Source organism: Enemella evansiae, assembly GCF_004362375.1.
GTDB classification, from domain to species: domain Bacteria; phylum Actinomycetota; class Actinomycetes; order Propionibacteriales; family Propionibacteriaceae; genus Enemella; species Enemella evansiae.
This window is the reverse complement of record NZ_SNXA01000008.1, coordinates 1,174,137-1,187,807: the sequence shown is the minus strand read 5'-3', so window position 1 is coordinate 1,187,807 and position 13,671 is coordinate 1,174,137. Positions and strand designations below refer to the sequence as shown.

The window sequence follows — 13,671 nt, the reverse complement described above, 5'->3', positions numbered from 1 at the left end:
CCGTGGACTACTGGAACCGGGGCAGCCTGCTCGATCGCGTCGAGGCCGAACGGTCCGATCCCGACTGGATCGCCGCCCAGTGGGAGCACGCCAGCGTGCTGCCGATCGATGGGTCCGGACAGGTGGCCTGCACCGCGGACCGCGCCGCGCTGCGGCCGGTCGCGGCCGCTGGGGCGTACGACCCGGAGCGCTGCTGGCTGCTCGGCCGGCTGGATGAGAAGATCTGGTTCACCACCGTCGTCGACACCGACGAGCTGGGGGAGTCCGACACCCTGCGCGGGCTGAACGCGAAGCTCTCCGACGGTGAACGCGACCTCGCCACCGCGGCGATCGCGATCGGGCACTGGCACCGGCTCGACCCGCGCTGCCCGCACTGCGGGGAACCCAGCGTGGTGATCAACGGCGGCTTCGCACGGCAGTGCCCCGAGCCCCGAATTCTCTTCCCACGCAGCGATCCCGCCGTCATCGTCGCAGTCCTCGACGGCCAGGGCCGGATCCTGCTCGGCCATCAGACCGTCTGGGACGCCGGCCGGGTCTCCACCTTCGCCGGCTTCGTCGAGGCCGGTGAGTCGCTGGAGCAGGCGGTGCACCGCGAGATGGCCGAGGAGACCGGGCTGCAACTGTCCGAGGTGACCTACTTCGGCTCCCAGCCGTGGCCCTTCCCACGCTCGCTGATGGTCGGCTTCGCCGCCCGCGCCGCGGGCGTCGACCAGCACGTCGATGGTGTCGAGATCGAGTACGCCGACTGGTTCACCCCCGCCGAACTCGCCGAGGCGGTGCGCTCCGGGCAGCGCGCCATCCCGGGACGCGGCACCATCGCGCGCCGGTTGATCGACGCCTGGCTGGCCGGTGAGTTCGGCGACCGGGATTCCGGTATCGAGCTGGACAGCAGCTGGTGATGTTGGCTCACGACCGGCTGGGTGCCGGACAACCCGCGGTGCTGCTGCACGGCTGGCCGGGGGATCGCAGCGATTACGCCGACCTGGCCCCGCTGCTCGCGGATCGGTGCGAGCTGGTGATCCCCGACCTGCGTGGCTTCGGCGCATCCGACAAACCCGACGGTGATCCGGCGGAACTCTACTCGGCCGCCGCCCAGGCACGCAACGTGCTCGCCCTGCTGGACGAACTCGGGATCACCGCACCGGTGCTGCTCGTCGGTTACGACATCGGCAGCCGGGTGGCGCAGCTGATCGCCAAGACCCGGCCGGACCGCGTGCGCGCCTTGGTGATCGCGCCGCCGCTGCCGGGCATCGGGCGGCGGATCCTGGAACCCGACGCGCAGTGCGAATTCTGGTACCAGCCGTTCCACCAGCTCGAACTCTCCAGCGCCCTCATCGACGGTCGCCCGGACCAGGTGCGCAGCTATCTCGAGCATTTCTGGCGGCACTGGTCCGGCCCGGACTTCGAACCGGACGCCGCGCGGCTCGACCACCTCACCGAGGCGTACGCCCCGGCGGGCGCCTTCACCGCCTCGATCGGCTGGTACCGCGCCGGGGCCGGTGCCATCGCCAGCTCACTGGCCGAGCAGGCACCGGGCTCCGCGGATCGCATCGCCACCCCGACGACGGTGTTGTGGCCCGAGCACGACCCGCTGTTCCCGCGGGCCTGGTCGGATCGGATTGATGAGTTCTTCGCCGGGGCGACCCTGATCCCGGTGGACGGGATCGGCCACTTCGGTCCCGTCGAGGCCCCGAGCGTCTGGGCCGACGCCGTGCTGCGGGCAGCCGACCGCTGAGCCGAACTCTTGGGGCCGATCACCCAGTGCGCTGCGCGAACACTGTGCAGGGTCCCTGACGGGTTCGGGTCAGACGCCGGTCTCCGTGGCCTCGGTGACGCGGCCGTTGACCCAGAGGCAGGTCTAGCTGGTGGCGGTGCCGGGCATGGCGATTCTCCCTTGTCTGCTTCGGATCCCGTTGTCGCCACCCCGGACAGGTCCGGCCGGACGCGCGCGTCAGTCGATGTCCTGATGACGGATGCGCCTGGCGGCGATCGCGGTGAGAACGGCGGTGATGAGGATGAGCAGGAGTGCCGACCACGGGTGGAGAGCACCGTCGGGGAGTTGCGGGACCAGTGCGAAGGGTGAGGCGTAGAGCGCCTCGGGCGGTACCAGGCGGAACTCCACGGTGAACTCGAGCATCTGGAACGCGCCCACCACGATGAACGCGACAGCGGCGGCGGCCCGCGGGATGGTGGCGAGCAGCAGTGTGGTGAGGGCGATGAACACCCAGGCTGCGGGCGCGCGCAGTGCACCGGAGACAGCCAGCGCTCCGAACGAGCCGGGGTCGGTGCCGAGCTGTGCGAGGCCGATGCCGAGCCCGAATGCGGCCAGCACCGCGACGGCTGCGAGGCCACCGGTGACGGTGTGGGCGAGCAGCCAGTGTGCGCGGGCGACCGGGCGGGAGAGGACGGCTTCGGCGCGGCCGCTGGTGACCTCGCCGCGGAGCCGGAGGGTGGTCTGGACGCCGAGGACCGCGGCGAACAGCGGGGAGAGGTAGAGGGCGACCTGAATGAGACCGGCACCGCTGCCGGCACCGCTGCCGAGGGCGAGGTCGATCTGGTCGTCCACGGTCGACGACACGCCACCGATGAGGAGTCCGACGACGAGCGCTCCCGCGGCCCAGCCGATGACAGCTCCGCGACTGGTGCGCAGGGCGAGGGAGATGGGGCCGCGCAGGGCGGCGCTGGCGTGCGCGGGTCCCACCCGTTCGGGAAGCAGTCCCGCGCCGAGATAGCGCCGGGAGGCGGTCCACACCGCGCCGCCGGCGAGCACGAGAGCGAGGGCGAGCACGGGCAGCAGCATCCAGCCGTTGTCGTGGGCGAAGGGGCGCACGGCCGCGACCCAGCCGAACGGGGACATCCAGTAGGCATTGCCGCCGATGGCGTCGCCGGCGCCGCGGAGCAGGTAGCACGCGGCCACGACGGCGACGGCGATGCCGGTCGCCGCCCGGGCGGTCTGCACGATCTGCCCGGTCAGCCCCGCCAGTGCCGCGGCGAGCAGCCCGAATGCGGCGACCTGCGCGCCGACGAGCATCGAACCGGTGCCCGATGCGCCGATGGCGACGAAGCCCCCGGCAACAAGGAACCCGGCTGCCAGGGAGCCGGCCGCGGCGACACCGAGGGCGGCGGCCAAGGGTGCGGCCCGGCCGATGGCCGCGGAGCCGAGCATCTCGCTGGTACCGCTCTCCTCGGGGGCGCGGGTGTTGCGGACAACCGTCAGGATCGAGGCGAGGCTGATGAAGATCGCTGCGATCCCCTGCATCCGCCACAGCCCGATCCCGCCGACATCGGTGCTGGCGACGGGGCCGATCATGAACAGTTCGCCCGCACTGGCATTGACCGAGGCGGCCAAGGATTCCCGGTCGGCAGCGGTCGGGTAGGTGGCGACGATGCCTGCGGCCACCAGCAGCAGCAACAACCCCGAGAGCAGATACCACGCGGAGCCGTGCAGCCGTTCCCGGCGCAGCGTGAGCCCGAGCAGCGGGCGGGTGCCGACCAGCGCGGTTGCCGGTGCGGCTGCGGCCGGGGCGGTTCGAGCCGGAGCACTCATGCCGTTGCCCCCACCCGACCCAGGCTGGTGCCGGTCTGGTCGTAGTAGTGCAGGAACAGGTCCTCCAGGGTGGGCGGGGCGACGGTGAGCGTCTCGATGCCGAACGAGACGAGCCGGGCCATCACCTCGTCGAACCGGGTCGTGGTCAGCTCGACCCGATGCCCGTCCACGGCGACCTGCTCGATGCCGGGCAGGTCAGCCAGCCCGGAGGGTTCTCGCGTCAGCGTCGCGGTCACCACCGTCGTGGCGTGTCCGCGCAGCTCGGCCAGGGTGCCGGTGTCCACGATCTTCCCGGCACGGACGATGCTGACCCGGTCGCAGAGCTGTTCGACCTCGGAGAGGATGTGGCTCGACAACAGCACGGTTCGCCCCTCGTCGCGGGCTTCGGTCACGCACTGCTTGAACACATCCTCCATCAGCGGGTCCAGGCCCGAGGTCGGCTCGTCCAGGATCAGCAGCTCCGCAGTCACACTGAGCGCGGAGACCAGGCCGACCTTCTGCCGGTTGCCCTTGGAGTAGGTGCGGGACCGCTTGGTCGGGTCCAGCTCGAACCGCTCGATCAGCGCGTCCCGACGGGTGCGGTCCGCACCGCCGTGCATCCTGGCGAGCAGGTCGATGACCTCACCGCCGGTCAGATTCGGCCACAGGCTCACATCGCCCGGCACGTACGCCAGCCGCCCTCGGACCTGGGGCGCGGACGTCCACGGGTCCTGTCCGAGCACGCGAGCCGTCCCGCTGTCGGCGTGCAGCATCCCCAGCAGCACCCGGATGGTGGTGGACTTGCCCGCCCCGTTCGGGCCAAGCAGCCCGTGCACCTCCCCAGCGCTGATGGTCAGGTCCAACCCGTCCAGGGCACGGGCATGCCCGAACGACTTCGTGATCCGCTCCAGCTCCACAACGTTCGCCCTGAGGTTCATAATACACATGTTTCGTGAAGTAAGTGAAGTGGCGTTAGGATGCCGTGAGGAGCAACCCCTGGACAGGAGGCCATGGTGGAGGAGCGGGACGACAAGTTCATGGAGCGGTTCGCCGACGTGCTCGCCCGATCGGGATGGCCACGGATGTCGGCCCGCATCTTCGCCGTGCTGATGGCCACACCCAGCGGCGCACGCACCGCCAGTGAGCTGTCCGCGCGGCTCGGCGTCGGCCCCTCCGCGATCTCCAACGGCGCGAAGATGCTCCGCACCCTCAGCCTGGTCGACGTGACGCGGCAGAGCGACCGCCAGATCGTCTACGAGGTCCGCCCGGACGCCTGGATGTCAGCCTTCGCCAGCCGGGACTCCGAATTGCGCGCTCTCGAAGGCATCCTCACCGACGGCGCCAATGCCACCACGGACTCACGGGCCGTCGCACGGCTCGGCGAGACCGCCGACTTCTTCGCCTTCCTCCGTGCCGAGCTCCCCAAACTGGTCGAACGCTGGCGTGACACCCGCTGACGGGTCCGCCCAGCTAGCTCCAACGCTGGCCCAGCCCCGACGCCCGGTTCGCCGGCCGCCGGATGGCCCGGCGTACCGACTCGGCGGGGCCGATCACCTCGACGTGTCCGCTGGCCCGGGTCACCGCGGTGTAGAGCAGTTCGCGGGTGAGCAGCGGCGAATCCGGCGGTGGCAGCAGCAGCGACAGCTCACCGAACTGGCTGCCCTGGGACTTGTGCACGGTCATCGCGTGCACCGGCACCACCGAATCGAGCTGGATGGTGGAGAACAGCATCGGCGCCCCGCCGCGGGCGAAGGCGGCCCGCAGACCGTGCGGGGTGTCCACGAGTACGCCGGTGTCGCCGTTGTAGAGACCGGCGTCCGGGTCGTTGGCGGTCACCATCAGCGGCAACCCCGGATACCAGTCACCCTCGGTGCCGTAACCGGGCACCGCGTCCCGCAGCCAGAACTCCACCTGCCGCTCCCAGCGCGCCACCCCGAACGGCCCGTGCCGGTGCGCGCACAGCACCCGATGCTCATCGAGTGCGGCCAGCGCACCGGCCACGTCACCGGCGACGGCAGCACCGTGCATCGCCCGACCGGCCGCGATCGCCTTGTGGCGCAGGGAATCCAGCGCCTCGGCCGGTGACTGCAACAGGTCGGCCTCGGTGAAGGTGAGCTCGGGCGCACCCGAGCGCAGCACCGCCAGCGCGGCCTCGTCGTCACCACCGCGGATCGCCCGCGCCAGCGCATCGATGCCGCCGTCGAAGCGCCAGGTGTGCTGCAGGGTGACCACCTGGCCCGAGGTCGGGCGGGCCGCCGGACGGCCCGCCGGGGCGAGCTCGTCGAGGCGTTGCTGCAGCGCGGGGGCGAGCGGCAACTGGGCGCGGGTGATATCGGCCAGCACCGCCCCGGCCTCCACCGAGGTGAGCTGGTCCGGGTCACCGACCAACACCACCCGGGCCTGCGGCCGCAGCGCCTCCAGCAACCGAGCCATCAGCGTCAACGACACCATCGACAGCTCATCGACCACGACGATGTCATGCGGCAGCGGATTCTGCGGATGGTGCCGGAACCGGGTCCGCCGCCCCGGCAGCCAGCCGAGCAGCTTGTGCAGGGTACGGGCGCGGACCTCACCGACCCGGCTCTGCCACGGTTCACCGAGGTCCGCCAGCGCGGCTCGCACCGCCTCCTCCAGCCGGGCCGCGGCCTTGCCGGTGGGGGCGGCCAGCGCGATCGACGGTGGGGTGGGGGAGACGGCGGCGAGCAGTCCGAGCACCCGGGCGACCGTGGTCGTCTTGCCGGTACCGGGGCCGCCGGCGACCACGGTGAGCGGATTCAGCACCGCCATGGTCGCCGCGAGCCGTTGCTGATCCGGCTCGTCGGGCGCCAACCCGGCACCGTCGAAGAGCTCATCGAGCAACCGGGCGAGCTGGGCCGGCTGCACGTCCTCGGCCGAGGGCAGGGCGCGGCGGCCGAGCTCGCGGCGTACCGTCTCCTCCTGCTGCCAGTAACGCTCCAGATAGAGCAGGTCGTCGACCAGCCGCAAGGGCCGGGCCTGATCGCCGCCGGCGCCGGGGTCGGTGCCGACCAGCACCATCGGCGAGGCGCGGATGGCCGCCAGCCACTGGTCGGCCTCCGGCCAGGGCAGCTCACCGGTGGCGGGGGCGTCTTCGGCGTCCAGCACGATCTCGTTCAGCCGCGGTACGTCGACACACACCGAGCCGGCGCGCAGCGCACGCACCACCAGGGCCGCCGCCAGGAGTACCCGCTCATCCGGCTCGGTCCACAACTCAGCCAGCAGGTCGGCGGTGTGCAGATCGGCCGGGCCGAGCAGCCCGGATTCGGTGAACGGGGTGAGCAGCGTGCTGCCGGCATCGACGCTCATGCCGCCCCCTCGGTCTCGGCAGAGGAACCGTCGAGCAGATCGGAGAGTTCGACGACCAGCGCCGCCGGCGGGTACCAGCTGAACACCCCGGTCGGGGTGCCGTCGACCGTCGGGGTGTCCTCACCGGCCATCCCGCGGACGAACAGATACGCCACCCCGCCGAGATGCTGGCCGGGATCGTACCCGGGCTGGCGCCAGCGCAGATACCGGTGCAGCGCGACCGCATAGAGCAGTGCCTGCAGCGGATAGTGCGCGGCCATCATCGCCTCGGCCATCGCGGTCCGGGTGTAGTGCGACAGCAGCAGCGGCGCACCCGGGGCCAGCGAACCGAGCCAGTTGGTCTTGTAGTCCACCACCAGATAGCGGTACGCCGGATTCCCTGCTGTCGTGGGTTCTGCGGGGATCCGCAGCACCGCGTCGATCGAGCCGATCAGGAACCCGCGCAGCACCTGCTCGGCCAGCTCCGGGTCGCCGAGGCGCTCCGGATAGGCGGCCAGCGGATCGTCGGCGGCCAGGTGGCGGCGGAGCAGGTCGGCGACCTGACCGAGCAGCACCCGGGCGGTCGGCCGGTCGCCACCGGCGAGCGGGTATTCGAAGTCGAGCTCGGGCAGCCGATCCTTCGCGGGGATGTCGGCCAGCCGCAGGCCGTCGGCGACCGGGCCGAGCGGGGTGAGCACCGCGGGCAGCATCGCCTCGGCGAGCTGGGCGGCGGTCAGCTCACCGCTGGGCAGCCGGAGCAGGGTCTCGGCGGCGACTCGGGAGAGTTCGGCGCGCAGGTCGGCCGCGGCCGGGTCGAAGTGTTCGTAGACGGTGTGCACCAGGGTGCCGAAGTCGGTGCCGCGCGGCAGCTCGGCCATCGGCGAGGCGGCCGCCAGGCCATCGACGGCCGGGACCTGCGGGGCGACCGCATCATCGGCGGCGACCTCGACCTCGTCGGAGGAGGCGGCCAGCTCGTCGTCGCTGACCGGCGCCGGCACCGCATCGTCGGCACCGTGCTGGGCCTGGTGGGCGGCGGCGGTCAGTCCGGAATAGGAGGTGCGCCGCCACTCCTCGTCGGTGGTCCGCTCGAAGCGGCGCACCTGGAGGGTGTCCGGATCGTCGGGAACCCTTGCCGGGAAGGGATTGTGGACCGCGGTGAGCTCCTGCACCGCGAGCTGTGGGAGCCGCAGCTGCGGCAGCTCGCGGGGATGGGTGCGGCTCGCGTACTGCTGGGCCGGCGCGGGGGCGCCGGCTCGGAACAGCATCCGGGTGAGCGCCCCGCGCGGGGTGTTGGAGCCGTTGAACGCATACCAGGCGACGACCTGGCACTGGGCCCGGGTGAGGGCCACATAGAGCAACCGCAGATCCTCCCCGGCCTGTTCCAGGCGGTGCTCGGCGTACGCGTCCGGGCGCTCCGCCGCCGCACCGGGCAGGAACAGGGTGCGGGTGCCGTCGGCGTGGAAGGTGAACGGCCGGGTGTCCTCGTGGGCCTCCCGCAGCCAGCGGTCCCACTGGTCGGGCAGATAGACGATCGGGAACTCGAGCCCCTTGGACCGGTGCACGGTCATCACCTGCACCGCATCCCGGTCGGTGTCCAGGCGCCGGGTCCGCTCATCGCCGCCGCCGGCCTCCTGGCAGCGCTCGGTGAGCCACTCGATCAGTGCGGTGACACCCAGCTGATCGCGGCTGCGGGCCGCGTGCAGGGACTGGGCGATGTGTCGGATATCGGTGAGCCGCCGCTCACCGCCGGGTTCGCTGAGCAACCGGGCCGCCAGCCCGGGATGGTCGTCGGTGGGGGCGTTCATGGTCTCCATCAGGGCGGCGACACCGTGCCGGGCGAGCACCCGGGCCCAGCCGCGGACCCGGGCGGAGAGATCGTTGAGGGCGGTCTCGCTGGCCTCGGTGAGCTCGGCCAGCGTCCAGCCGACGAAACTGCTCAGCGCGACCAGCCGGATGGTGCCGGGCCGCGGCTGCTCGAGCGCGCGCAGCAGGGTCAGCCAATCCTTCGCCTCCCGGGTGCCGTAGACCGAGGTGGCGCCGGCATGGACGACCGGGATGCCGGCGGCCTGCAGGGCACCGCGGATCGACTCGGCGAGCGCATTGCTCTTCACCAGCACCGCGAGGTCGCTGGCGCGCAGCGACCGGGACTCACCGTCGATCTCGATGGTGGCCCCGGACTGCAGCAGCGCGCTGATGTCGGAGACGAGGTCCTCGGTGATCCGTGGGCGCAGCGTGCGGCGGACCTGCGGAATCGACTCGCCGGGTGGCGGCAGCGGGTGCACCCGGAGCCGGAACGGCGCATCGTGCTCGGCGTCCAGATTCGCCAACCGGTTGTGCGGATGGTGGGCGAGCACCGGGCGCACCGCGATCCGCGGATCACCCAGCTCGGCGCCACCGAGCACCGCGTCGAGCGCGGCGAGCAGCCCGGGATCGCTGCGATAGTTGCGTTCCAGGGTGTGCACGTGCACTCCCGGTTGGCCCACTGCCTCCAGATAGGCGTACACGTCGGCGCCGCGGAAGGAATAGATGGCCTGCTTCGGGTCGCCGATCAGCACCACCGTGGAACGGCCGATGAAGGCGGCTTCGACGACCTGCCACTGGACCGGGTCGGTGTCCTGGAACTCGTCGATCAGCACGTGGGTGAATCGGGCGGACAACCGCTGGGCGACCTCGTCGGCCAGCTTCGGGTCGGCGGGGTTGCAGAGGATGTCCCGCAGCCGGGTGAGCAGATCCTCGAAGGTGCGCAGCCCGCGGTCGCGTTTGCGCTCGAACAGCTGGCGGCGCAGGGCGGTGACGAACCCGAGCCGGGTCCGGTTCTCCGCACTGTCCGGGGCCAGCGGCCCGTCGAACTCGGCCGCCCGGCGGGCGATCTCGTCGGCCTCCGGCCAGCTCATCGTCGGCGGGCCGTCCGCCGCGGGGGAGCTGCCGGCGTACTTGCGCAGCCACAGATCTGCCGCGACCTCGCGGACCAGCTCGGGCACCTCCTCGACCTGGCGCACCTGCGGATCGGGGTCGTCGAGCACGCCGAGCCCGTCGAGCATCCGGCCGCAGAACTCATGGGTGGTGGCGATCGTCGCCGCATCGAAGTCGGCCAGGGCGCGCCCGATCCGGCGCAGCCGCTGCTGCAGTTCCTCCGGGTTTCCCCGGCAGAGCAGGTCGATCACCGCGTCGTCGGGTCGGTACGCCCCGGCGAGTGCCTCGCGCAGCCCGGTCTCGGCCTGGGCGAGCTTGGCCCGGATCCGTTCCCGCAGTTCCTGGGTGGCGGCTCGGGTGAAGGTGACCATCATCAGTTCCGACAGCGGGATGCCCGCGGCCAGATAGCGCACCGCCAGGGCGGCGATGGTGTAGGTCTTGCCGGTGCCGGCGGAGGCCTCGAGCACCCAGGTGCCGCCCTCGGGCAGCTCACCGGTGACATCGAAGGGAGTGGGAGCGCTGCTCATCGGCTGACCTCGGCATCCAGCAGCGGTTCCCAGACCCGGTGGGCGAGCGCCTCGAAGCGGGAGCGGGTGGTGGTGCGATCGGCCGGGGTGCTGGGCACGCCGCGCAGCGAATCGAGATCGTTGCCGAGGAACATCCCCCAGGCGGCGTCGTGCTCGCGTTCCCAGTCGGTACGCAGCCACTTGGGATCGCCACCGCGCCGGGTGAGGGACACCTCGGCGGCGGAGGTGTTCGGCGGCAGCGGCAGCCACTCCCGCAACCCCTGGGCATAGAGCGCGACCAGTTCGTTGAGCCGGGCCCGGGCGTCGGTGGTCGAGATCGGGCCGAGGGTGACCGTCCGGCCGCGCCCGCCGACGCAGACGGTGCGCCAGTCGATCTCGGGGTGGCTGCAGCGCAGCGCGAGCAGGGTGATCCAGGCACGCAATCGCTGTTTCCCTTTGATGGCAGAGAATCCGACCTCGACGGCCTTGCTGCCGTGGATGCCGGGGACCAACCCGGTGATCCGCGAACCGCCGAGGTCGATGTCGATCCAGCGGCTCTCGGCGCGCTCGCCCAGGTGCGGTTCGGCCGCCCCGGCGATCGCCACCACCTTGCGTGCCACCTCGTCGAGCAGGTCGCTGCCGAGCCGGAACGGCGGCAGCTCACCGCGCAGCAGTTCCGGCATCCGCAGGTCCGCCAGCGGCGTACCGGCCAGGTGGGCCCGCAGCATCCGGTCACCGATCTGCCACTGCTGCAGGCCGTCGAGCTGCAGGGGCATCTCGTCGAGCTGGGCCTCGTGCTCCTCGTCGGTGGGGTAGAGCCCGGCGCGGCGGCGCAGGAAGGCCCTGGCCGGGTGGGCGAAGAAGGCGAGCAGGTCGCTCAGCGCGATCTCGGTGTGCTCACCGCTGAGCTCGGGCAGCGGCGGCAGCAGGGTGTCGGTGGCCGGCGCGGTGGACTCCCCGGTGCCCCCGGTGGCGCTGGCCAGTGCGGCGGCGCGCATCGTGCCGTCGAAGCTGAACGGCCGGGGGCTGAGGAAATTGCTGCTGTCGAAGGGTTGCAGCGAATGTCGGGTGACCAGCGACTCGGCCTCGGACGGGTCGGCGAGCAGCTCGTGCAGGGCCTCGCGGAGCTCGGTCACCGGGACGCTGGCCGGGCGCGGCTCACCGGTCTGCGGGCTGGCGCCGGAATGCACCACCACCAGGCGTTCGGTCGCCGCCAGCACCGCATCGAGCAGCACCTGCCGGTCCTCGCTGCGCGGGTCACGATCACCGACCCAGGGTTGCGCGGCCAGCAGGTCGTCACCATCGGCATGCACCCGACGCGGGAACACGCCGTCGTCCAGCCCGAGCAGGCAGACCACCCGGTGCGGCACCGACCGCATCGGCGTCATCGTGCACAGGGTGAGCGCCCCGGTCCGGAAGTTGGCCCGTGACGGGCGGCCGGCGAAGGCGTCGGAGAGCAGCGCCCGCAGATCGGCGGGTTGCAGCACCGGTTCGGTGCCGTCGGCATCGGTGGCCGGTGCCGCATCGGTCGCCAGGTCGGCCAGCTCGCCCCAGGCGTGCGCCAGTTGCCAGCGCTCGCCGGCCGGCACCTCGGTCAACTCGGTGAGCGCATCGCGGCAGGCGGTCAGCCAGTCCGACAGCGGCTGGGCCCGGGAGAAGGAGTCGACGGCCCGGCCGAGGCGGGTGACCAGTTCGACCAGCCGGCCGACCAGATCGACGTCGCTGGAATCGATGTCGTCCATCGGTGCGACCGTCCCGCGGTAGGGCTGGTCGTCCTCGCTCATCGCGACCCCGAGCAGCATCCGCTGCAATCCGGTGCGCCAGGTGTTCTGCGGGAAACCCTGCATGGCGAAGAGTTCCCGATGCTCGGCATCCAGTCCCCAGCGGACGCCGGAGGCGGGCACCAGCTCGTGCAATCGCTCCAGCTCGCTGTCGGTGAAGGAGAACTTCCGCATCACCGCCGGATCGGCGCACAGGTCCAGCAGCTCGGAGGCGCCGCAGCGCCCGACAGGCAGCTCCAGCAACCGGGCCAGCGTGCCGAGCAACGGGTTGAGCTGGCGCAGGGCCCGATCGGCCAACCGGATCCGCAACCGCTGACCGGGATGGCCGGCGTCGTCGGCGACCCCGTCGAGGGAGAACGCCGCCTCGATCAGCGGGGCGAAGGTCTCGATGTCGGGGCACATCACGATGATGTCGCGTGGTTCCAGAGTGGGGTCGTCGGCGAGCAGCCCGAGCACCACCTCACGCAACACCTCGACCTGCCGGTCCGGGCCGTGGCAGGCGTGGAAGTGCACCGAGCGGTCGTCGGCGGCGACCGGACGCCGCAACACCCGCCCCGCATCGGTATCCGGGTCGAGGTTGCCGACCACCGCCTGCTGCAGCCGGCCGAGCAGTGTCGGCGGCCGCTCCGGCTCGTTGCTCGGCGCGTCGCGGAAAGCCAACGAGGACAGCGAAATCTGCAGTTCGCGGGAATCGCGGCCGAGACGGGCCAGCAACCGGTTGCCGGGCAGGTCGGCGGTCGGATCGTCCTCCCGCGGGCCGACACCGAGCTCGCGGGTGGCCAGTTCGGACCAGAGCGCGGGGGAGGGATGCGGCAGGAACAGGTGCACCTCGCGATCGGCCGCCAGTGCCTCGATCAGGGTGAGCTGTTCGGGGCTGAGCCGGGTCACCCCGAAGATCGACAATCGGGGCGGCAGGTCGACCAACCGCGGATCGGCGGCCAGCCGGCGCGCCACCTCGGCGACCCGCCGGGCCGGGTCGGCCCCCTCGATCCGGGCGATCAGATCCCGCCAGAGTGCCGGCTGCCAGCGTGAGAACTCATCGAGCGGCGTGCCGTCGGGTCCGGTGTCGGCACCGGAGCGCCACGCGTCCAGCAGTCCCGGCCGCTGGGCGGCGTACCGCCGGAAGAGCCGGGCCACCCGCCGCGCGGACTGGAACCGGTTGCGGGCCTGTGGGCCGAGGCCGACCCGCACCGAATCGAACCAGGACTGTCCGGTGTTCTCATCCAGCGCTCGCAGCAGGCCCCACACCGGCCGGTCGCCGTGCCACGGGTCCGCCGGCAGCGGCAACCCCAGCACCTCACCCACGGTGTGCCCGAGCAGCCGGTCGAGGCGGATGAAGTCGATGCCGGCGCAGACCCCGTCACCGCGGCCGGGGCTGGTGCCGAGCCGGGTGGCCAGGGTCTGGGAGAGCCAGCGCTCCACCCCCGGGGTGGGCACGCAGACCACCTCGGTGGCGAACGGGTCGGTCAGCGGGGTGGTGAGCACCTCGGCGAGCTGATCGGCGAGCCGGTCGGCGCGCGAGCAGCGATGCACGATCAACCCGGTCAGTGGCACCGCGGAGGGCGCCGCGGACACCGGTTCGGGGGCGTCCAGGAGGCTGGGCTGGGTGTCGGTGCTGCTCATCGTGGTTTCACTCTAACGA

8 protein-coding genes are annotated in these 13,671 nt (G+C 72.0%); 3 read left to right on the top strand and 5 right to left on the bottom strand.

What is annotated here, in order from left to right; translation table 11 throughout:
• Nucleotides 1-2 precede the first annotated feature (2 nt).
• Together nudC and C8D81_RS06250 are read left to right on the top strand one after the other, a co-directional pair.
• Entirely contained in the window at nucleotides 3-899 is an 897-nt protein-coding gene (nudC, locus tag C8D81_RS06255) for an NAD(+) diphosphatase (protein WP_166646693.1), read from the top strand.
• Nucleotides 899-1,735, top strand: a complete 837-nt coding sequence (locus tag C8D81_RS06250) for an alpha/beta fold hydrolase (RefSeq protein WP_094431910.1) — start codon at nucleotides 899-901, stop codon at nucleotides 1,733-1,735. Before nudC ends, C8D81_RS06250 begins: the two co-directional genes overlap by 1 nt.
• 216 nt (nucleotides 1,736-1,951) lie before the next feature.
• Here the strand turns inward: C8D81_RS06250 and C8D81_RS06245 are convergent, their stop codons facing one another.
• Nucleotides 1,952-3,547, bottom strand: a complete 1,596-nt coding sequence (locus tag C8D81_RS06245; protein WP_208109127.1) for an ABC transporter permease — start codon at nucleotides 3,545-3,547, stop codon at nucleotides 1,952-1,954.
• Nucleotides 3,544-4,464, bottom strand: coding sequence for an ABC transporter ATP-binding protein (locus tag C8D81_RS06240; protein ID WP_094431908.1), 921 nt, complete (start codon nucleotides 4,462-4,464; stop codon nucleotides 3,544-3,546). Before C8D81_RS06240 ends, C8D81_RS06245 begins: the two co-directional genes overlap by 4 nt.
• 75 nt (nucleotides 4,465-4,539) lie before the next feature.
• Here C8D81_RS06240 and C8D81_RS06235 point away from each other — a divergent pair, with 75 nt between their 5' ends.
• The gene (locus tag C8D81_RS06235; RefSeq protein WP_094431992.1) at nucleotides 4,540-4,983 is read left to right on the top strand and encodes a GbsR/MarR family transcriptional regulator; all 444 of its coding nucleotides are present in this window, start codon (nucleotides 4,540-4,542) and stop codon (nucleotides 4,981-4,983) included.
• Between the two features lie 13 nt (nucleotides 4,984-4,996).
• On the opposite strand, the gene recD is transcribed toward C8D81_RS06235, so the two are convergent.
• From recD to recC, 3 genes are read right to left on the bottom strand one after another with little or no spacing between them, the layout of a single operon-like run.
• Nucleotides 4,997-6,850, bottom strand: a complete 1,854-nt coding sequence (gene recD, locus C8D81_RS06230) for an exodeoxyribonuclease V subunit alpha (RefSeq protein ID WP_094431906.1) — start codon at nucleotides 6,848-6,850, stop codon at nucleotides 4,997-4,999.
• Nucleotides 6,847-10,269 carry a UvrD-helicase domain-containing protein gene (locus C8D81_RS06225; RefSeq protein WP_094431903.1) on the bottom strand — a complete coding sequence of 1,141 codons (3,423 nt, stop codon included), beginning with the start codon at nucleotides 10,267-10,269 and terminating at the stop codon, nucleotides 6,847-6,849. The genes recD and C8D81_RS06225 overlap by 4 nt, the downstream gene beginning before the upstream one ends.
• A complete protein-coding gene (gene recC / locus C8D81_RS06220; RefSeq protein WP_133625702.1) occupies nucleotides 10,266-13,652 on the bottom strand; it encodes an exodeoxyribonuclease V subunit gamma in 3,387 nt (1,128 codons plus the stop codon). Before recC ends, C8D81_RS06225 begins: the two co-directional genes overlap by 4 nt.
• Nucleotides 13,653-13,671: the final 19 nt, after the last annotated feature.